The sequence below is a fragment of the Pseudomonas sp. WC2401 genome, assembly GCF_041200115.1.
GTDB classification, from domain to species: Bacteria; Pseudomonadota; Gammaproteobacteria; order Pseudomonadales; family Pseudomonadaceae; genus Aquipseudomonas; species Aquipseudomonas fragi.
This window is the reverse complement of sequence record NZ_CP165623.1, coordinates 4,156,283-4,177,600: the sequence shown is the minus strand read 5'-3', so window position 1 is coordinate 4,177,600 and position 21,318 is coordinate 4,156,283. Positions and strand designations below refer to the sequence as shown.

Annotated in this window: 15 protein-coding genes; 11 read left to right on the top strand and 4 right to left on the bottom strand. The window is 57.9% G+C overall.

Annotation, left to right across the window (positions count from 1 at the left end):
- Positions 1 to 40 precede the first annotated feature (40 nt).
- The 5 genes from mgtA to AB3G35_RS19145 all read left to right on the top strand — a co-directional run bounded on the left by mgtA (position 41) and on the right by AB3G35_RS19145 (position 8,010).
- Positions 41 to 2,803, top strand: coding sequence for a magnesium-translocating P-type ATPase (gene mgtA / locus AB3G35_RS19165; protein ID WP_369781940.1), 2,763 nt, complete (start codon positions 41 to 43; stop codon positions 2,801 to 2,803).
- A gap of 397 nt (positions 2,804 to 3,200) precedes the next feature.
- Positions 3,201 to 3,824 carry a response regulator transcription factor gene (locus tag AB3G35_RS19160; protein WP_016782377.1) on the top strand — a complete coding sequence of 208 codons (624 nt, stop codon included), beginning with the start codon at positions 3,201 to 3,203 and terminating at the stop codon, positions 3,822 to 3,824.
- A gap of 18 nt (positions 3,825 to 3,842) precedes the next feature.
- Complete coding sequence (locus tag AB3G35_RS19155) at positions 3,843 to 7,091, top strand: transporter substrate-binding domain-containing protein (RefSeq protein ID WP_369781938.1); 3,249 nt, start codon at positions 3,843 to 3,845, stop codon at positions 7,089 to 7,091.
- Between the two features lie 10 nt (positions 7,092 to 7,101).
- Positions 7,102 to 7,431, top strand: a complete 330-nt coding sequence (locus tag AB3G35_RS19150; RefSeq protein ID WP_016782379.1) for a hypothetical protein — start codon at positions 7,102 to 7,104, stop codon at positions 7,429 to 7,431.
- 93 nt (positions 7,432 to 7,524) lie between these two features.
- Positions 7,525 to 8,010 (top strand): GNAT family N-acetyltransferase, encoded by a 486-nt coding sequence (locus AB3G35_RS19145; RefSeq protein ID WP_016782380.1) that lies wholly within the window; start codon positions 7,525 to 7,527, stop codon positions 8,008 to 8,010.
- A gap of 182 nt (positions 8,011 to 8,192) precedes the next feature.
- On the opposite strand, the gene AB3G35_RS19140 is transcribed toward AB3G35_RS19145, so the two are convergent.
- Positions 8,193 to 10,430 (bottom strand): TonB-dependent siderophore receptor, encoded by a 2,238-nt coding sequence (locus tag AB3G35_RS19140; protein ID WP_169909679.1) that lies wholly within the window; start codon positions 10,428 to 10,430, stop codon positions 8,193 to 8,195.
- 139 nt (positions 10,431 to 10,569) lie between these two features.
- Entirely contained in the window at positions 10,570 to 12,312 is a 1,743-nt protein-coding gene (locus AB3G35_RS19135) for a phosphoethanolamine transferase CptA (RefSeq protein WP_134050099.1), read from the bottom strand.
- Between the two features lie 361 nt (positions 12,313 to 12,673).
- Between AB3G35_RS19135 and gnd the strand changes: the two genes are divergently transcribed.
- The 5 genes from gnd (at position 12,674) to nudC (ending at position 17,787) form a co-directional block, all read left to right on the top strand.
- Complete coding sequence (gene gnd / locus AB3G35_RS19130; RefSeq protein ID WP_016782382.1) at positions 12,674 to 13,654, top strand: phosphogluconate dehydrogenase (NAD(+)-dependent, decarboxylating); 981 nt, start codon at positions 12,674 to 12,676, stop codon at positions 13,652 to 13,654.
- On the top strand, positions 13,651 to 15,174 hold the full coding sequence (gene zwf, locus AB3G35_RS19125) for a glucose-6-phosphate dehydrogenase (RefSeq protein ID WP_134050103.1): 1,524 nt from the start codon (positions 13,651 to 13,653) through the stop codon (positions 15,172 to 15,174). The genes gnd and zwf overlap by 4 nt, the downstream gene beginning before the upstream one ends.
- A complete protein-coding gene (locus AB3G35_RS19120; RefSeq protein WP_369781937.1) occupies positions 15,171 to 15,989 on the top strand; it encodes a Cof-type HAD-IIB family hydrolase in 819 nt (272 codons plus the stop codon). Before zwf ends, AB3G35_RS19120 begins: the two co-directional genes overlap by 4 nt.
- 124 nt (positions 15,990 to 16,113) lie before the next feature.
- A complete protein-coding gene (locus tag AB3G35_RS19115) occupies positions 16,114 to 16,926 on the top strand; it encodes a crotonase/enoyl-CoA hydratase family protein (RefSeq protein ID WP_016782385.1) in 813 nt (270 codons plus the stop codon).
- Between the two features lie 30 nt (positions 16,927 to 16,956).
- A complete protein-coding gene (gene nudC, locus AB3G35_RS19110) occupies positions 16,957 to 17,787 on the top strand; it encodes an NAD(+) diphosphatase (RefSeq protein WP_203304209.1) in 831 nt (276 codons plus the stop codon).
- On the opposite strand, the gene AB3G35_RS19105 is transcribed toward nudC, so the two are convergent.
- Both AB3G35_RS19105 and AB3G35_RS19100 read right to left on the bottom strand, forming a co-directional pair.
- Positions 17,755 to 18,534, bottom strand: coding sequence for a TSUP family transporter (locus AB3G35_RS19105; protein ID WP_016782387.1), 780 nt, complete (start codon positions 18,532 to 18,534; stop codon positions 17,755 to 17,757). The two genes, nudC and AB3G35_RS19105, sit on opposite strands and share 33 nt — an antisense overlap.
- Before the next feature lie 167 nt (positions 18,535 to 18,701).
- Positions 18,702 to 19,787 (bottom strand): sigma-54-dependent Fis family transcriptional regulator, encoded by a 1,086-nt coding sequence (locus AB3G35_RS19100; RefSeq protein ID WP_016782388.1) that lies wholly within the window; start codon positions 19,785 to 19,787, stop codon positions 18,702 to 18,704.
- Positions 19,788 to 20,116: 329 nt separating this feature from the next.
- Between AB3G35_RS19100 and AB3G35_RS19095 the strand changes: the two genes are divergently transcribed.
- Positions 20,117 to 21,289, top strand: coding sequence for an aminotransferase class V-fold PLP-dependent enzyme (locus tag AB3G35_RS19095; RefSeq protein WP_086798051.1), 1,173 nt, complete (start codon positions 20,117 to 20,119; stop codon positions 21,287 to 21,289).
- Positions 21,290 to 21,318: the final 29 nt, after the last annotated feature.

Genomic DNA, 21,318 nt, shown 5'->3' with positions numbered 1-21,318 from the left:
CTCTGCATGGGGTGAGCGCGGGCGGCGCAGGAGCAGCACCATGAAACTCTCCCTGAAAGAATTCTTCGCCGGCTTTTTGCGCACCCGCCATATCGGCCGGCACTTCCGGCGGCTGGCCTTGCTCGACAGCCTGACCAACACCACGGTCAGCCGTGAAGTGCCACCGACGCTGGCCCAAACCCTGGTGGTGGCGGCCAACTGTGACAGCGCGGTCCTGATCGACAATCTAGGCACCCATACCGACGGCCTGAGTGAAGCCGAAGTCGACGCGCTGCGCCAGCAACACGGGCTCAATGAGGTTGAACATGAGCAGCCGCTCAGCCCCTGGGTGCATCTGTGGCATTGCTACAGGAATCCCTTCAACCTGCTGCTGACCTTGCTCGCAGCAGTCTCCCTGGCCACCGATGATATTCAGGCCGCCGTGGTGATCAGCACCATGGTGGTGCTGTCGACCTTGCTGCGCTTCTGGCAGGAGGCCAAGTCCAACAAGGCCGCCGATGCGCTCAAGGAAATGGTCAGCAACACCGCCACGGTGATGCGCCGTGACTTCAGTGCCGATACTTCGCCCATGTTCGGCAAGTTCTCCGGCGCAGCGCGGCAAATCAGGGGCGCGCAGCGTATCGAACTGCCGATCAAGCAGTTGGTGCCTGGCGACCTGATCGTGCTGTCAGCCGGTGACATGATCCCGGCCGATTGTCGGGTGCTCAGCGCCAAGGACCTGTTTGTCAGCCAAGCGGCGATGACCGGCGAATCGATGCCGGTGGAGAAATTCGCGCATCAGTTTGACAGCCAGACCAGCAACCCGCTGGAGCTGGACAATATCCTGTTCATGGGCACCAACGTGGTCTCAGGGGCAGCCACGGCGGTGGTGTTGACCACCGGCAACAACACTTACTTCGGCGCGCTGGCGCAACGGGTCGGGGTGACGGATCGTGGTGAAACCTCATTCCAGTCCGGGGTCAACAAGGTCAGTTGGTTGCTGATCCGCTTTATGTTTGTGATGGCCCCGCTGGTGCTGTTTATCAACGGCTTTACCAAGGGCGACTGGACTGAAGCCTTGCTGTTCGCGCTGTCGGTTGCCGTGGGCTTGACCCCGGAAATGCTGCCGATGATCGTGACGTCGACCCTGGCCAAGGGCGCGGTGTTTCTGTCGCGTAAAAAAGTCATCGTCAAGCGTCTGGATGCCATCCAGAACTTTGGGGCGATGGATGTGCTGTGCACTGACAAGACCGGCACCCTGACCCAGGACAAGATTTTTCTGGCCCGGCATGTGGATGTATGGGGACAAGAGTCTGACGATGTTCTGGAAATGGCCTACCTCAACAGCTACTACCAGACCGGTTTGAAAAACCTGCTGGACGTGGCGGTGCTGGAGCATGTCGAGGTCCACCGTGAATTGAACGTGGGTACGGCCTTCAGCAAGGTCGATGAAATCCCGTTCGACTTCACCCGTCGGCGCATGTCCGTGGTGGTGGTCGAACAGGGCAAGCCGCATGTGTTGATCTGCAAGGGCGCTGTGGAAGAAGTGCTGTCCGTGTGCAAGACCGTGCGTCATGGCGAGCAGGAAGAAGCCCTTGGTGACGAACTGCTGGCGCGTATTCGCCAGGTTACCGCTGCCTTCAACGAAGAGGGCTTGCGCGTGGTGGCCGTGGCTGCGCGGTCCATGACCGAGGGGCGCGAGACTTACAGCCTGAGTGATGAACAGGAACTGACGTTGATCGGTTATGTGGCGTTCCTTGACCCGCCCAAAGAGAGCACTGCGCCGGCGCTTAAAGCCCTGGCGGAGCACGGGGTTGCGGTCAAGGTCTTGACCGGTGACAACGAGCTGGTCACGGCCAAGATCTGCCGTGAAGTGGGCCTTGAACAGCAAGGTTTGCTGATGGGCAACGACATTGAGCGTATGAGCGACAGCCAGTTGGCGGTGGCCGTGGAGACCACCAACGTGTTTGCCAGACTGACGCCGACGCACAAGGAACGTATCGTGCGCTTGCTCAAGGCCAATGGCCATGTCGTGGGTTTTATGGGCGACGGCATCAACGATGCCCCGGCGCTGCGTACGGCGGATATCGGCATCTCGGTGGACAGTGCCGTGGATATCGCCAAGGAAGCGGCTGACATCATCCTGCTGGAGAAAAGCCTGATGGTGCTGGAGGAGGGCGTGCTGGAAGGGCGCAGGACCTTCGCCAATATGCTCAAGTACATCAAAATGACGGCCAGTTCGAACTTCGGCAATGTGTTCTCGGTGCTGGTGGCCAGTGCGTTCATCCCGTTTTTGCCGATGTTGCCGATGCACCTGCTGGTTCAGAACTTGCTGTACGACGTGTCCCAAATCGCCATTCCGTTCGATAACGTCGATGAGGAAATGCTGAAAAAACCACAGCGCTGGCAGCCAGCGGACGTAGGCCGTTTTATGCTGTTTTTTGGCCCGATCAGTTCGCTTTTTGACATCCTGACCTTTGGCTTGATGTGGTATGTGTTCAAGGCCAATACCCCCGAGCACCAGACCCTGTTCCAGTCAGGCTGGTTTGTGGTCGGGCTGCTCACGCAAACGCTGATCGTGCACATGATCCGCACGCCGAAAATCCCGTTCCTGCAAAGCCGCGCGGCAATGCCGCTGATGGTCATGACGGGGGTGATCATGGCGGTGGGCATCTTCCTGCCGATGGGGCCGTTGGCGGGCTACTTCAAGCTGCAGGCGCTGCCGCCGCTGTACTTTTTGTTCCTGCCGATGATTTTGCTGGCGTACATGCTGCTGACCCAGGCAGTCAAAGGCTTCTACATTCGCAGGTTCGGCTGGCAATAACGGTTGTGCACGGACAGTTGATGGCCAAGGCTGCAGTTTTTTTGATGTCGGTGTGAACCCTGTGGTGGGGTCACAGGCTGGCAGAAGAAAAGACTGCAGTGGTTTGGCGTTTTCCATAAAAAATTTTAAGGATATTCCTACAAGAAAGATCGCTTAATCCCTTCTCGTGAGTCGAACCCGATTGGCGATCATTCGCGGCTCGACTTTCAACGGGTATCAATATGTTGCACTCTAATAGTGTGGGATCTTCGGGTGCTGATTGCGGGATTTATCCTATACTTTCGGTACTGTTCATTAGGTTGTTGTTAATGGTTCACCAGCCGTTGGACCTATTCAAAACGATGTATTTGCGCCTGATATACGCCGACGCTCGGCTTGCTGTCAGAGGACTAAGGGTATGAAAGTGTTGATTGCCGACGATCATTCACTTATTCGCTCAGCGATGAAAGTACTCATGGAAAGTAATGGGTATGAAGTCGTGGCTGAAGCTGCCAACGGTACTGATACGGTTCAGTTGGCGCGCAAGCATGAAGTTGACCTGATCATCCTGGATATCACCATGCCCGGCCTGGATGGCCTTGAGGTGATCAATAGAATCAGGGCATCGGGGATTGAAACCCGCATCCTGGTACTGACGTCCCAGTCGCCGCTGTTTTACTCACAGCGCTGCATGAAGGCCGGGGCGGCCGGGTTTATTACCAAGAGCCAGGACCTCACCGAATTGTTGCGGGCGGTAAAAATAATCATGGATGGTTACACATTCTTTCCTTACTTGGCCGCCAGTTCGGTGCGTAGCAGTGATGCAAGTATGAGTGACATAGAATTGATTCAGCATTTGTCTGCGCGCGAGTTGTACATCTTGCAACAGCTTGCTCGTGGTTTGAGTAATAAAAAAATTGCCGAAGACATGATTTTGAGCAGTAAGACCATCAGTACTTATAAGGCGCGACTGATCGAAAAGTTGAATATCAAGTCGGTGGTTTACCTGGCAGATTTTGCCAAACGCAATGATTTGATTTAATTGAAAACCCTTCCATGTATGGGGCTCATCGGGCTGTTGCTGGCCCAGGGTCTGGCTGTTGCGGCGGCTGAACCACAGGTGCAAACGTTGCACCTGATGGGGCGCTCCAGTGTCGAAGCCTACAGCGTGGTACTTGAGCCGTCTGACAGGCAATGGCTCAAGCAACATGGGCCCTTGCGCCTGGGAATCTCTGCACCTGACTACGGCCCGTTTGATCTGACGGTAAACGGGCAGGATTTCGAAGGTCTGACCGCCGACTATGCGCAATTGCTGTCGCAGTTGCTGCATGTCGATATTGAGGTCAAGCGCTACCCATCGAGGCCGCAGGCGATAGAGGCACTCAAGCTCGGCGAGCTGGACTTGCTGAGCAGCTCCAATGGTTTTGAGGCGCAGTATCCCGAGCTGGTGTTGAGCCTTGCCTATGCCGACGACTCGCCTGCGCTGGTGACGCGCAGCAGCAACCGGCAGCGTCCGCCAGTTGATCTGGCGGGGTTGCGGGTTGCCATGCTTGATCACTATCTGCCGCCACAAAAGGTCAAGGATTTCTATCCGAAGGCTACCTTGCAGTTGTACCCCTCAACCCTGACCGCTATCGGTGCCGTGGCATTTGGCCAGGCCGACATTTATCTTGGGGATTTCATCAGCGCCAGCTACCTGATTCATAAAAACTACTTGAACAATGTGCAGCTGGCCGACTTTTCGCGTCTGGAAGACAACCCGTTTTCATTTGCCCTGCGCCGCGACAACCCCGGCTTGCTGCGCATGGTCAATGCGGCCCTGGTAGCGATACCCGCCAGTGTCCGCATGACCATTTTACAGCGCTGGAGCGCCGATGGGCCGCAAATCAACAATCCCTGGCACTTTAAACCCACGGCCGGTGAGCTGCGCTGGATGATTGAGCATCCGCGGATAAAAGTGGCGATCAATGATCAGTTTATGCCGCTGTCGTTTGTTGATGAGCAGGGTGAGTTCAAGGGCCTGGTTGCCGATCTGTTGGCCACCCTCAGTGTACGCACAGGCATCGAGTTCGAAGCGGTGCGTGCGCATACCGTGCTGGAGGTGGTGGCGCTGGTCAAGTCAGGCAAGGCCGATATGCTGGGTGGCATTACGCGCAGTACCGCTCTGGAGAACAAGCTGACGTTCACTCGGCCTTATCTGATTACTCCTTTTGTACTGACCACCCCCATTGGCCCTGACGGCCCGCAAACCCTGGATGACATGGCGGGCCTGCGGGTGGCATTGGTGCGTGGCAATGCGTTGCGCGAGTTTATTGTGCAGAATCACCGGAATGTTACGGTGGTGGACGCTGACAACGCGCCAGCAGCCCTTGAGATGGTGGCCAAAGGCAAGGCCGATGCCGCGATTAGTACACTGGCCAGCGCGCGCTTTCTGGTTTCGCGACGCTTTGCCAAGCAGTTGAAAATCACCAGCACGGTGGGCACACAACCTGAACAGATCGGCTTTGCTACGGCTGACGACAACCCGCACTTGAGCGCCATATTGAGCAAGGCATTGCTCAGCCTGACACCTGGAGACATGAGCGAGCTGAGCAGCCGTTGGCGGACTGACACCTCACCTGTCGAGAGTTTCTGGCTGCGCAATCGGGCTGAAATCATCCAGGGCTTTACCATTGCCGCTGCCTTGTTGCTGGTGGCGATTGCCTGGATTACCTACCTGCAGCGGGTCATCGCGCGGCGCCAGCAATTGGTCAACGAGTTGAATGCCGCCAAGCAGAGGGCCGATGAGGCAAATCGGGCAAAGACCACTTTTCTGGCGACCATGAGCCATGAAATCCGCACACCCATGAATGCGGTGATCGGCATGCTTGAATTGGCCATGAAAAAAGCCGATCAAGGCATCATTGATCGTTTCGCCATTGAGGTGGCGTCGGTTTCAGCGCGCGAGTTGCTCGATTTGATTGGCGATATTCTGGATATAGCGCGCATTGAGTCCGGCCATCTGTCATTGAACCCCAAGCGTTCGAATATCAAGTCACTGGTTGAGGCCGTGACACGCATGTTTGATGGCCTGGCGCGGCAGAAACAACTGAGTCTGGTGTGTGAGTCGAGCCCGGCGGCTGATGTGGATGTGCTGATTGACCCGATACGCTTCAAGCAAATTGTCTCCAACCTGTTGAGCAATGCCATCAAGTTCACCAACAAGGGCGAGGTCAGGCTGACCTTGACGGTGCAGCCCGCCCACGATGCGCAGCATCTTTCGGTGTGCTTGCGTGTGGCGGACACTGGCGTGGGCATCTCTGTGCAGGATCAGAGCCGCTTGTTCAGCCCTTTTGTGCAGGCCAGCAACAACACCCAGTCGGCCCGCCAGGGGTCAGGCCTGGGGCTGGTGATCTGCCGCGAACTCTGCGAAATGATGGGCGGGCAGTTGCACCTCAACAGTGTGGAGGGGCTCGGTACGCAGATTGACATCGTGATGGTAGTGCCTGTGCTTGAGCATGAAGAGCACGCAGTTGATGGCCATGAACCAGAACCGGGCATTGGTCGGTCGTTGAACATTTTGGTGGTGGATGATTACCCGGCCAACAGAATGTTGCTGGCCCAGCAATTGAGTTACCTGGGGCACCGCGTCACGGACGCCGAAAATGGTGTGCTGGGCCTCAAGGCATGGCGGCTGGGGTATTTCGATGTGGTGATTACCGACTGCTCAATGCCGCTGATGAACGGCTATCAGTTGGCCCAGGCAATACGCGCCGAAGAGGCGCAACTGGCGCGGGCGGCTTGCCAGATTTTTGGTTTTACCGCCAACGCACAGCCAGGTGAAGTTGAGCGTTGCCTGGAGGCGGGCATGGACCGGTGCCTGTTCAAGCCCATCAGCCTCAAGGACTTGAGTGCTTGCCTGGCCACAGGCCAGGTGCAAAGCCTGAAAGGCATCAATGGCGACGAATCTGGCAGAGACGATGAGATTGACCTGACTTACCTCAAGCAGTTGAGTCAGGGGGATGAGTCGATGATTCAGGGGCTGCTTTCGGAACTGGCGACCCGAAACCGTCAGGACCTTGCCGCTCTGATCGAGCTTTTTGTCAAGGATGATTATGCCGGCATGGCGGCGTTGGCCCACGGCATCAAGGGGGGCGGCAGGCTCGTTCGAGCCAGGAAGCTGATTGAGTGTTGCGAACAACTGGAAGCGGTTTGCCAGGCCGGCGAACCACAGGGACTCACTGTCGCAGTCGATGCACTTCACAGCAGTATGGAGCAGTTGGCGGACGAACTTGAACGTTATGCGCAAGCGAATCAATCACAGGGATGATGAGGTCAGGATGCCAACAAAATCGCTACGAATACTGATTGCCGATGCAGACCCCAACCAGGCCCTGAAAATCGAAAGGGCGCTGAATATTCTGGGTTATTACCGGATCGCGCCTTTGTATCATGGCGAAGCGCTGGTCAGCCTGAAGGCCGCCCCCAGCAATGAGTATGACGTGCTGCTGGTCAGCCAGGGCATGGTGGGTGCAGGGGCTTCGGATGAAGCCGAATATCGCAAGGACAATGCCCAATTTCGCCATGTACTGATTTACACCGATGCCGACAGCTTTGTGAACCAACTCGCCAGCCTGATGCCGCTGCTGGACGCTTCTGCTGGTCCGTGAAGCCGGTACTTGTGGGCCTGACCGGGCCCGCGCTAAGGTCTGAGGCTGTGATCAACAGATACTAATGACCAGATTCGTCGAGGAATGCGCGTAATGTCGGATGTCGTGGTAGTGCAAGCAGACTATACAAACCCGGTTCATGCTCAAGCGCTCAGAGCCGTCTTGAACCACTACGCCCAAGACCCTATGGGGGGTGGCGAAGCGCTGGCGCCGGACGTGCTGGAGCAGTTGCCCGCAGAACTTGCCAAACGGTCCCATGCCTTCAGTGTGCTGGCGTTCGTCAATGGTGAGGCGGCGGGGCTGGTCAATTGCTTCGAAGGGTTTTCGACCTTTGCCGGCAAGCCGCTGGTCAATGTGCATGATGTGTCAGTGGTCGATACCTTTCGCGGTCTGGGCCTTAGCCAGAAGATGCTGCTCAAGGTGGAGGACATTGCCCGGGAACGAGGCTGCTGCAAGATCACCCTGGAGGTGCTCGAAGGCAACCCGGTGGCACAAGGCTCTTACCGCAAGTTCGGCTTCAGCGATGGCCAGCTCGACCCGGCGCACGGGCGCATGTTGTTCTGGAACAAATATTTGTAACTGCAGAAAAACCTGTAGCAGTTGACGAGCAACGCGAGGCTACGTCCGGCTGCGAAGCAGTCGTAAAACCATTCAACCGTGGTGTTTCAAAAACATCATGGATTGCGGATTTACAACGGCTGCGCAAGCGGACGTAGCCTCGCGTTGCTCGTCAACGGCTACAAGGTTTGCGCGCCTCCTGCCTACAGTGTCCACTCCAGGCCAACACTCACCGTCCGCGGGTCACCCCAGAACACGCCGTTATAAAACCCTACGTTTTCGTAGTACTTCTCATCGAACAGGTTTTTGACGTTCAGGGACGCCGAAACGTGCTCGTCAAACTTGTAGCGGGCCATCAGGTCGACCAGGGTGTAGGACTTCTGGGTTATGTCTTCCTTGAAGGTGATCGGGTTGCCCTTGTCATTTTTCTCGCCGGTAGGGCGATTGGCAGCACGATAGATATCGCTTTGCCAATTGACTGCCGCACCCACGGTCATGGCATTCCAGTCTCCTGGCAGGCGGTAGGTGCTTGAAACCTTGAGCAGGTTCAATGGCGCAGCAGTATTCATGCGCTGGCCCGCGGCGTTGCGCGAATGGGTGTAGGTGTAGCCTGCGACCATGTTCCAGTCACGCATCACCTCACCGCCCAGCTCGACTTCGAAACCGTTGATTTTGTTGCCCTTGCCACCGGATTTGTAATATTCCTCGCCCTTGGGTCCGCGAGGCACGGAATCGTCGATTTCCGGCACGTTGTCCTGCTTGCTCCAGAATACTGCCGTCGACAGGTTGAGGCGCTCCTGCAGGAAACTGCCCTTCAGGCCCAGTTCATAGTTACTGCCCACCACCGGCTCAAGGTAGGAGTTGCTGGCATCCTTGTTGGTGGTTGGCTTGAAGATATCGGTGTAGCTGGCGTAGACCGTCAACTCGTCGGTGAAGTCATAGAGCACGCCGGCATAGGGCGTAATGATGTCATTTTGGGTCTGGGAAACTTTGGTCCTGCCGAGCGCTCCCGGGTTGTTTTCAACGAACGCCGTGGCGGTGTTGGTGCTCTGCCAACTGCCATACCGGGTGCCCAGTACGGCATGCCATTGATCGGTCAGGTTAAAGCGCGTGGCCAGGTAACCGGACTTCTGCTTGATGACGTCATGACTTCCTTCAATGCCGGTATTGAGGTCCTGATACTTGGGGATCGAACTCATGTCTCGCCAATCGGGAATTTTGTAGTAATCATCGGCGTTGAGATCAACCATCAGCGGCGAGGTGTTGTCGTTCTTGGCCTGGCCGTAACCCACCATCAATTCGTGATCACGCCCGAACAGGGGGTAAGTGCCCGAGATATTGACGTCGACGGCGGTCATTTGCTCTTCGCCGATAAAATGGCTGGCATAGGCCGACATCCCCGTGCCATCGGGGTTGGGGAAACCGCCGCCAGCGTAATACACCTTGCCCTCGGCATCGCTGGTGCGATGGGTATAGGCCGCTTTCAGATGCCAGTCATGGGCCAGTTGCTGGTCCAGGGTGGCGAAGGCGGTCTTGTCTTTCATCGGCCATGAACTCCAGGACGTGGCCAGGTTGGTTGAGCGACCAAAGTTGGCTTTATCGCCCGATCCGGTCCAGTAGGGCGTAGTGCCCCAGGACGACCCCTTAACCTGTTTGTCCTGATAGTCATAACCCACTGCCAGGACGGTGCTGTCGGTCAGGTCGGCTTCCAGAATGCCGTAAGCCACTTCGCGCTTGAGGGCATAGATATCGCGAAACGATTGGCTGTCGCGATAGGCCAGCACGGTACGCCCGCGCAGGCGGCCGTCGAAGGCAAGCGGGCCGCCCACATCGACATAGCTGTAATAGTTGTCGTAGCTGCCGCCCGAGGCGCCAGCCTTGGCCTGCAACTGGTGGGTGGGGCGCTTGCGGATCATGTTGATGGTGCCCGACGGGTCGCCCGCGCCGGTAGTCAGGCCGGTGGCGCCGCGTACCACTTCAATGCGGTCGTAGATGATGGTATCGGCATCGGTCTTCATAAAGCTGAAGGTGTTGAGCATGCCGTCAATCTGGAAGTTATTGATGGTGTAGCCACGGGACGAATAGCTGACCCGGTCCGAGTCGTTGTGTTGCACCACAATGCCGGTGGTATGGCGCATGGCTTCGGTCAGGGTGTTGAGGTCGAAGTCGTCCATCTCCTGGCGGGTGACCACCGAGATCGATTGCGGGGTTTCGCGAATGCTCAAGTTGAGTTTGGTCGCGGTGCTGGTCGAGCCGGTGGTGTAGGAACCGGTGTTTTCTGTCGTGGCACCCAGGCCCTGGGCGGTGACGCTGGTGCTGCCCAGCTCCAGTGAGCGGGTCGTTTTTTCCGAGGGCTCGGTATCGGCGAGTAATTGCGGGCTTGCGGCGCTGCTGATCAGGCCGAGGGTGAGGGTCATGGAACGGGTGATGGGCGCGAACATCGCTGCCGACTCCTTGTCGTTGTTATGAAGTTGTCCAGTGCTTCAAACGAATGACAAGGCGCGGAGTTAGGCTAAACGAGAATTATTTGTAATTATGTGTCGGGCATGTGTGGGGCGCGCCGGGCGCCCCACAGCCAGGTTATTGCTGGACCACATTTGCAGGGATGGGGTGTTTGGGCTTGATCAGGCTGAAGTCGATCAAGGCTTTTTGCGGGCGCGAGTACGGGTCGCCAATCAGTTGCGGGCGAGCGACAAACTGGTCGCTGACCAGGCTTTTCTTGTCGTCCAGCTCGTCGGCACTCAGGCCCGCCAGGTCGGTCCAGGTGTGGATAAACTGCGAGCTGCTATAAGGGCGAGCGAGGTCGCCAGCGAAATTCCACGCGTGGCTTTCACGCCATTTGGGTGAAGCCCAGGCCATGAATGGAATGGTGTACATCGGTGCGGTCGGCTTGGCCTCGTTGCGGCCCAGCGTTGCGTGGCCGACCGAGTCAAACACGTCTTCACCGTGGTCGGACAGGTACAGCAAAAAGCCATTAGGGTCGGTTTTGGCGAAGTCCTTGATCAGGCTCGATACCACAAAGTCGTTGTACAACACGGCATTGTCGTAACTGTTGTAGGTCGGTACTTGAGCATCGTTCAGGCCGGCAGGCACACCGGTGCGGTCGACGAATTTGTCGAAAGTCGGCGGGTAGCGATACTGGTAGCTCATGTGGGTGCCGAGCAGGTGAATGACGATCAGTTTGCGCGGGGCACTGTCAGCCAGGATCTTGTTGAACGGCTCGATCACGTCACCGTCGTACTGACGGGCGTTCTGGTTGCGGTTGTTATTGAGGTAGACCTGTTCATCAGCCTGCTCGGAGAAGGTGGTGAGCATGGTGTTGCGCTTGGTCATGGTCTGCTGGTTGGTGACCCAGAAGGTCTTGTAACCGGCTTGCTTCATGACGCTGACCAGGGACGGGGTGCTGAGGTACAGGTCGGGGTTTTCTTCGTCGGCAAAGGTCAGCACTTGTTGCAGCGCTTCGATGGTGTAGGGGCGCGGCGTCACTACGTTGTCGAAAATGGCCAGTTGGTCGCGCAATTTGTCGAGGTTGGGTGTGGTTTCACGCTGATAGCCATAGAGGCTCATACGCTGGCGGTTGGTGGACTCGCCGATGACCAGCACCAGGGTAGTCGGCTTGCCGGCCTCGTTGTCCTTGAGGTTGGTCAGCGGCGGGATCTTGCTGACGCTGGCTAGCATGCCTTGCATGTTATCCAGTTGCTCCAGGTAGCGGCGATAGGCAACCACCATTTGCCACGGCACTGCAGGTTCTACGCGGCTTTCAAAGCTTTCCAGGGCTGTCGCCAGGTTGTCGTGCTTGATTGACTGTTTGATCAGCGGGTAGCCGATAACCGCGACGAGGATGGCCACGGCTGCGGCCCAGGCTTGCACGCGGGGCAAATACACCGGGCGCAGGCGGGTCCACAGGAACACAGCAAAAGCGGTATGCGCCAGGAAGGCCAGCACCATCCACCAGGCAAAGTACTGGGTCATGTATTCGCCGGCTTCAGAGATGTTCGATTCGAACATGATGAAGATGACGCTTTGCGAGAACTCCTGCTGATAGATAAAGAAGTAGCCCAGGCTGGCCATCGAGCAGGCCCACAGCACGACGCCAATGACCGCGGCCATTACGCGGGTCTGCTTGGGGAACATCAGCATCGGGGCCAGCCAGATGGCGCTCATCACAAAGGCTTGGCGAAAGCCTGAAAACCCTGAGGTGCCTGTCAGCTGGATCAGCAGTTGGGTGATGCCGGAAAAATACCAAAAGAACAGGAACAGCCAGCCGAGGCCTGCCCAATCGAATCCCTTCGCAGATGTGTTACTGCGTTTAAACATCCCCATACAGCGCTCCAGCTGATAACTACTTGAATGGCCCGTGCCGTGTAGCCAGGCACACCACATGAGGACTGCCTCAAGAATGAGCAGTCACAAAGTGTTTAAGTATCGCCAAGGGGATGTGAAAACTTTGTCACCCATCACCGGCCTGGTGGGGGTGAGACAGCCTTGCCAGGCACAGAATGTTGATGTTTTTTGCAGTCTTTACTGCTTCGTCCGTCTGTTGAGTGTATTGAATCGGGAATCTGCACTGCAGCTTGTGCGAAACTATGCAACATGTGTCAGGGCTGATCCTGATCGGGCACCTTGGGCAATGCTGCACCAAGGTGCTGTACACCTATTTATTTGTCGTTGGGAGCAACAGTACATGCAGTTGGGAATTATTGGATTGGGCCGTATGGGCGGGAATATCGCGCGGCGTCTGATGCTCAATGGGCATACAACCGTGGTTTTTGACCGCAATACCGACTTTGTCAGCGCTCTGGAACAGGAAGGCGCCACCGCCGTTGCCGATTTGCCAGCGCTGGTCGCCGGCCTGGCCAAACCCCGCGCTGTGTGGGTGATGCTGCCTTCCGGTGCGCCGACCGAAGATACCATCGAGACCTTGAGCGAACTGCTGGACGCCGATGACATCATCATTGATGGCGGCAACACCTTCTACAAGGATGACATTCGTCGTTCGCAGTCGTTGGCCGAAAAAGGCATCCAGTACGTTGACGTCGGCACTTCGGGCGGCGTATGGGGCCTGGAGCGTGGTTATTGCATGATGATCGGCGGAGACAGCGCTGTCGTGAAGCACCTGGACCCGCTGTTTGCAGCGCTGGCGCCGGGCATGGGCGATATCCCGCGCACCAAGGACCGTGTATCTGACGATGACCGTGCCGAACGTGGTTACATCCACGCAGGCCCGGCAGGTGCAGGCCATTTCGTCAAAATGGTGCACAACGGTATTGAATACGGTTTGATGCAGGCTTATGCCGAAGGCTTCAACCTGATGAAGATGAAAGGCGGTGAAAACCTGCCTGAAGAGCAGCGCTTTGACCTGAACCTGGGTGATATCGCTGAAGTCTGGCGTCGTGGCAGCGTGGTGTCGTCCTGGTTGCTGGATTTGACCGCCGATGCCCTGGCCACCGATGAGCCGCTCAATGGCTACTCGGGCGCCGTGGCAGACAGCGGTGAAGGCCGCTGGACCATCGAAGCCGCCATGGAGCAGTCGACCCCGGTACCGGTGCTGTCGCAAGCCCTGTTTGCCCGCTACAGTTCACGCCAGCAAAGCCTCTATGGCGACAAATTGTTGTCGGCCATGCGCTTTGGTTTCGGCGGCCATGTGGAGACGCCTAAAAAATGACCGATCTGTCCAGTAAACCTGATGCCAAGCCTGCGCCGCCCACCACTCTGTTTCTGTTTGGTGCCCACGGTGATCTGGTCAAGCGCCTGCTGATGCCGGCGCTGTACAACTTGAGTCGTGATGGTTTGCTGGACGGTGGCCTGCGCATTGTGGGCGTGGACCACAATGCGATCAGTGATGAGGGTTTTGCCAAAAAACTGGAGGACTTCATTCGCACTGAAGCCTCCAGCAAGGTGGATCATCCTGAGGGCCAGGGCTTGAATGCCCAACTATGGGCCTCGCTGGCGAAGAACATCAGCTATGTGCAGGGCGATTTTCTCGATGACAGCACCTATGCGGCGCTGGAACAGAAGATCTTTGCCAGCGGTACCGCCAATGCGGTGTTCTACCTGGCCACTGCACCGCGCTTTTTCAGCGAAGTGGTGCAGCGCCTGGGCGCCAGCGGGTTGCTCAAGGAAACCCCGGAAGGCTTTCGCCGGGTAGTTATTGAAAAACCTTTTGGCTCCGACGTACAGACGGCACAAGCATTGAATGAATGCCTGCTGAGCGTCATGAGCGAGAAGCAGATCTACCGGATTGACCATTACCTGGGCAAGGAAACAGTCCAGAACATTTTGGTCAGCCGTTTCTCCAACGGGCTTTTCGAAGCTTTCTGGAACAATCACTACATTGACCATGTGCAGATCACCGCGGCTGAAACCGTCGGGGTCGAGACCCGTGGCAGTTTTTACGAACATACCGGGGCCTTGCGCGACATGTTGCCCAACCATCTGTTCCAGCTGCTGGCGATGGTGGCGATGGAGCCGCCCGCGGCTTTTGGCGCCGATGCGGTGCGCGGTGAAAAGGCCAAGGTGATCGGCGCAATCCGCCCCTGGTCCAGGGACGATGCGCTGAAAAACTCGGTACGCGGGCAGTACACCCAGGGTGAGTCCGGTGGCAAGCCGGTCGTGGGTTATCGCGAAGAGAACAATGTGGCGTCCGACAGCAATACCGAAACCTTTGTCGCGCTCAAGGTGATGATCGACAACTGGCGTTGGGTTGGCGTGCCGTTTTACCTGCGCACCGGCAAGCGCATGAGTGCACGGGACACCGAAATCGCAATCTGCTTCAAGCCTGCGCCTTATGCGCAGTTTCGCGACACTGAAGTTGAACGCTTGCAGCCCAACTATTTGCGCATCCAGATCCAGCCCAACGAAGGCATGTGGTTCGACCTGCAGGCCAAGCGCCCGGGCCCGGGGCTGAAGATGGCCAATATCGAGCTGGGGTTTGCGTACAAGGACTTCTTCGAGATGCAGCCATCTACAGGCTACGAAACGTTGATTTATGACTGCCTGACCGGCGATCAGACCTTGTTCCAGCGTGCTGACAACATTGAAAACGGCTGGCGTGGCGTGCAGCCTTTTCTGGATGCCTGGCGCGAACATTCAGACGTACAGCCCTACAAAGCCGGGGAAGATGGCCCGCAGGCGGCCAAGGATTTGCTGGCGCGCGATGGTCGCGTCTGGCTCGACATAGGATGAGTGACGTGAAGCAAGACCCCATTGAACTGGTGCTGTGTGACATGGATGGCACCTTGCTATTGCCCGACCACAGCATCAGCCCGCGCAACCTGGCGGCAGTCAAGGCACTGCAGGCAGCAGGCATTCACTTCACCCTGGCTACCGGTCGCCCGCCCCGGGCCATGCGTGACTATATAAAGCAGTTGGGTGTTGAACTGCCGACTGCCGGGTTCAATGGCGGGGTGCTGGTCAACGCGGATGGCAGCGTGCTGCAGTCCCATTATGTGCCGTACCAGGCCGTCCTCAAGACACTGGCTTTTTTGGCCGGGCACGACGTTGAAGTCTGGGTGTTCGCTGACGATGAGTGGCTGTTGCGCGACCCGCTGGGGCCGATGGTTGCCCATGAACAGCAGGGCCTGGGTTATGCGCCGCTGGTGGTCGATAGCTTTGAGCCTTATCTGCATCGGGTGGACAAGATTGTGGCCACCACGAGCAATGCGCCATTGCTCGTAGCGCTTGAGCAGCAGTTGCAACTGTTGTTGAGCGGCGAGGCTTCGGCCAGCCGTTCGCAGGCCCGATACCTGGATATCACTGCACTCAAGGCCAACAAGGGCGATGCCCTTGCCACGCTGGCCGAGCACTTGGGTGTGCCGCTTGCGCGTACGGTGGCGATCGGTGATGGCGGCAATGACCCGGCCATGTTTCATCGTGCCGGGTTGTCGATTGCCATGGGCCAGGCCGATGCGCACATTCGCGAGCAGGCCATGCATGTGACTGGCAGCAATGTCGAAGATGGCGTTGCCCAGGCGATTGAGCAATTGATCCTGCCACGCTGATGGCGGGGCAGGCAGGTCATTTTGTCCGTATTTTGGCGTTATCGCGGCCTGCCTGGGCCCTGCAAGGCTTGTTATAGTCCGCCGCCTATCGACCGGCGACGGTGCCCTACAAAGGATTCAGGTTATGTCCGACTACCAGGCTTTTCAGGTTGAGTTGAACGGCAATATTGCCCATGTACAAATCAATCGACCTGAGAAGGTCAACGCGATGAATGCTGCGTTCTGGACAGAAATCATCGAGATATTCCAGTGGATTGATGAAAACGACGCGGTGCGGGTGGTGGTCCTCAGTGGGGCGGGCAAGCACTTCTCGGCCGGCATCGACCTGATGTTGCTGGCTTCGGTGGCCAACGAGCTGGGCAAGGATGTGGGGCGCAATGCCCGCATGCTGCGGCGCAAGATCCTGCAGATGCAGGCTTCGTTCAATGCCGTAGACCAGTGCCGCAAGCCGGTCCTGGCGGCGATCCAGGGTTATTGCATTGGCGGGGCGATTGACCTGATTGCTGCCTGCGACATGCGCTATGCCGCCGAGGATGCGCAATTCTCGATCAAGGAAATAGACATGGGCATGGCCGCCGACGTGGGTACGCTGCAACGCCTGCCGCGTATTATCGGTGATGGCATGCTCCGTGAGCTGGCCTATACCGGGCGCATGGTCGCGGCGGATGAAGCCCGTGCCATCGGCCTGGTAAACCGGGTCTACAGTGATAATCAGGCGCTGCTCGATGGCGTCATGGCGATTGCCCATGAAATCGCCAGCAAATCGCCCATTGCCATTGCAGGTACCAAGCAGATGATCGGTTACATGCGTGATCACCGCGTGGATGATGGCCTGGAATATGTTGCGACCTGGAATGCGGCGATGCTTCAATCCAGTGACTTGCGGCTGGCGATGACGGCGCACATGACCAAACAGAAACCTGAATTTCTGGATTGATGGCTTTGTAACCTGAACAAGGAACACCTGATGACACCGCGTTGGATCACGGCAGTACTGGATGCAGACCTGACTGGTGGCTGGGCCGTGGCGCGCGGCCCCGACGGGTTTTTGATCGATGCCAATGGCCCGCTGTTCCCCCGCGAATGGCTAAAACGCCAAGGCTTGCCGGTGCTGGCCGAGCATGGCATCGGCCACCTCGACGGCGAGCCGGTTTACTTGCTGGAACTCAAGGCTGCGGCGCAGGTAGAAGGCTGCCATTGGCAGGGCTTGCGGGCCTTTATGCTGGGCGACGATCACACCCTGTATAAAGTGCTGGGCTATGCCGCGCAAATCGGCACCTGGGCCCGTGAACACCGGTTTTGCGGCAGTTGCGGGCAGGCCATGACGCAGGTGCCCGGGGAGCGGGCGATGTACTGTGCCACCTGCGACTTGCGCAGCTACCCGCGCATTTCGCCGAGCATGATCGTGTTGATTACCCGCGGTGATGAAGTGCTGCTGGCCCGTTCGCCGCGTTTTGTGCCAGGGGTATACAGCACCCTGGCGGGCTTCGCCGAGCCAGGCGAATCTGCCGAGGATTGCCTGATCCGCGAAGTGCGTGAAGAAGTGCAGGTAGAGGTCAAGAACATCCAGTATGTGGGCAGCCAGTGCTGGCCGTTCCCGCATTCGATGATGCTGGGCTTTCACGCCGAATATGCCGGGGGCGAGATCGTGCCCCAGGCCGACGAGATAGAAGATGCGCAGTGGTTCAATGTGCATCAATTACCGCCGTTGCCGGCGTCGCGCTCGATTGCGCGCTATCTCATCGACCTGTATGTGGCCAGGCGTTTAGGCCATGCCGAACCAGTGCTGCCAGGCTAGGCGCACGGTCAGGCCCAGGACCACGGTAATAAACACCGGGCGAATAAACTTGGCCCCGCCGCTGATCGCGCTGCGGGCGCCAAAGAAAGCCCCGACCATGACCGCAAAGCCCATGGTCAGGCCGATCACCCAGTCCACATGTCCGGAAAAGATAAACACCGACAGCGCTGCAATGTTGCTGACGAAGTTCATGCTGCGGGCCACGCCGCTGGCCTTTACCAGGTCGATGGGATACATCAGCATGCTGCTGACGGTCCAGAATGCACCGGTGCCCGGCCCGGCCACGCCATCATAAAAGCCCAGGCCCAGACCTTGGGGTAACTGCCATTTCTTCTTGATCGGCGCATCGTTGTCGATGGGGGTTTTGGGCGTGCCGCCAAACAGCAGGTAGAGCCCGCAACCGAAAACAATCACCGGCAACATTTTGTTAAGCCATTCTGCAGGCATGTAGTGAGCGGCGGTTGCGCCGATCAGCGCACCTGCCAGGGTGCCGAAAATGGCCAGCTTCCACTCGCGGGGGTGGAACAGTTTGCGGCGGTAGAACGTGAGGCTCGCCGTGGCCGCGCCGAAGGTCGAGCTGAGTTTGTTGGTGCCCAGCACCAGGTGGGGTGGCAGGCCCGCGGTGAGCAGGGCAGGGGTGGTGAGCAGGCCACCGCCGCCGGCAATGGCGTCGATAAATCCGGCAACAAAAGCAACGGCCGCCAGAATGGCGAGGGTGGTCAAATCTACGCTGAGTTCAAAAGGCATGGGATCGGCTTAGTTCGGCAGGACGTACAGCGCAGGCGCGCGGGAAGGACGTCATCTTACCCATAAGCACGAACAGCGGCGACAGGCCTTTTGCTCGGCGATGGCCCGACGTTGTGTTTAACCCCGGGTCAACCAGTTGCTGCTGTGGCCAGGCATTGTTGCGCGGGTCAATAGGCGAGGGCGTCCGCCTCCGTGCGCCGGGTGTTGACCGAGAGTGCGCCCAACTTGATCAGGCGGGTGCGGGTGACATTGCGGCTCAAGCCCAGCAGCTTGGCGGTGTGGACCTGATTGTGATGGCAGAACTCATAGGCCGCACGCAACAGGGCGTCTTCAACCGTTTCATGCAAGGCGCCCGGCTCCTCTTCAAACAACTTGCGAAAGGCCCGCTGCAACAATTCACGGGTACTGTGTGTGCCCGGCTGCGGCGCCGCGAAGTCCTGGCGCCTGTTGCGCGGTTGCGGCAAGCGCAGGTCCTGCACGGTGATGGACTGATTGCGGCACAGCAGCAGACTGTGGTGTACGACGTTTTCCAGTTCGCGAATATTGCCCTGCCAGGGGTGGTGGACGAGCACTTGCTCGGCGCATTCGCTCAGAGCGGTTGGCCCGTGGGGCAAGCGTTGGCGGTAGACTTTAAGAAAGTGCCGGGCCAGTGGCAGGATATCACCAGGGCGCTCACGCAACGGCAACAAGCCCAGGCTGACGACATTCAGGCGGTAGTACAGGTCTTCGCGAAAGTGCCCTGCATCGATGGCCTGCTCCAGGTTGACATTGGTGGCAGCCAGGACGCGCACGTTGATCGGCGTGCTCTTGCGCGAACCCAGGCGCACCACTTCCTGCTCTTGCAGCACACGCAGCAGCTTGACCTGGATGGTCAACGGCAAGTCGCCGATTTCATCCAGAAACAGCGTGCCGCCATCCGCCTCTTCAAACCAGCCGGCCTTGGCGGCCAGTGCGCCGGTAAACGCGCCTTTTTCATGGCCAAACAGTTCGGCTTCAACCAGTGACTCCGCAAACGCGCCGCAGTTGACGGCCACAAATGGCTTCTGATGCCGGTGGCTGAGCTGGTGGATATGGCGGGCGACCAGTTCCTTGCCGGTGCCGGTCTCGCCAATGATCAGCACGCTGGCATCACTGGGGGCGATTTGTTGCAGGTGCGCCAACAGGGCCCTGGACGCCGGATCTTCAAAGACCTGGGCGGTGGCGCGTATGGACGTGGCCAGTGCCGGGGTGGCAGGTAATGTTAAAAGCTGCATTGACAGCTCCTTTTAACAGGGGCTCTGCCCACAAAAGGAAAGCCGGAGGCAGCTTTATAAAGTCATTTTGTTATTCCGTAAACTAACCTAATTCCATATTTATATATCGATATTGCATATCGGACTTGCGTCGACACCGGTTTTTAGCGCTTTATAAGACCCTGCATGGCAGGAGGGCCGAATTTGGGATTTATCCTACGGCCTTTCTTTTAAATGCATCTTTTTTCACCTGGCTCAATCGGGTATTTCTAACGGCCGCATTTCAAGTGGCTTACTATCCTCGAAGCAGGCACTGCCTGATTCCGGAATGCGCTCAGTGGGTTTTGACAATGAACAAGCGACCTCTTTATTTCGATTACGCGGCCACCACACCTGTGGACGCTCGTGTCATTCAGGTGATGGTCGAGTGCCTGGGTTTTGACGGCAACTTTGGCAACCCGGCCTCGGGCTCCCATGTTTTTGGCCAGCAGGCCCGGCTTGCAGTAGAGCTGGCGCGCCAGCAGGTCGCGCAACTGATCAATGCGCAACCCGAGCAGATTATCTGGACCTCGGGCGCAACCGAGTCCAACAACCTGGCCCTCAAAGGTGTTGCCCAGGCCAGTGGCCAGTCCCGTGGGCATATCATTACCAGCCAGATCGAGCACAAGGCCGTACTGGATACGGCGCGCTTTTTACAGGATTCGGGCTTTGAGGTGACGTACCTGGCACCCGATGCCAACGGCCTTGTCAGCGCTGATCAGGTCAGCGCCGCACTGCGTGCCGATACACTGCTGGTGTCGTTGATGCTGGTCAACAACGAGCTGGGTACGGTCAATGATATCCCGGGCATCGGCCGTCGGGTGCGCGAGCATGGTGCATTGTTCCATGTTGATGCCGCGCAAGGTGCAGGCAAGGTGGCCATTGACCTGGCTGAATGGGCGGTAGACCTGATGTCGTTCTCGGGGCACAAGATCTATGGGCCCAAGGGGATCGGTGCCTTGTATGTGGGGCCGCGGGCGCAGGATCGCCTGCAGGCGCAGATTCACGGGGGCGGGCATGAGTCCGGTTTGCGGTCAGGCACGCTGGCGACACATCAAATTGCCGGTATGGGCGCAGCTTTTGCATTGGCCAGTGAGTCGTTTGCCCAGGAGCTGGCGCATATTGGCGGCTTGCGCCAGCGTTTGCTGGAGCAATTGGCCGATGTGCCGGGGCTGCTCTGCAATGGTTGTCCGACCCAGCGAATTCCCCACACCTTGAGCCTGACCTTCAGCGAAGGGTCGTTTAACAGTGCAGCCCTGAGTGCCGAGCTAGCATATTCGGCAACCTCGGCGTGCAACTCGGCCAGCAATGCACCGTCCCATGTGCTGCTGGCGCTGGGGCACGATGCGCACAAGGCCGGGCGTACCATTCGCCTGAGCCTTGGCCGTTTCACCCGTGAGCAGGATATAGATGTGGCGGTAAAGGCCATCAAGGCTTCCCTGGCGGCACCCGCGCCGTTCTGGGCGGTTGCCCAGCCCTTGTAGCTGAGCCATCATCCTTGGCAACACATAAT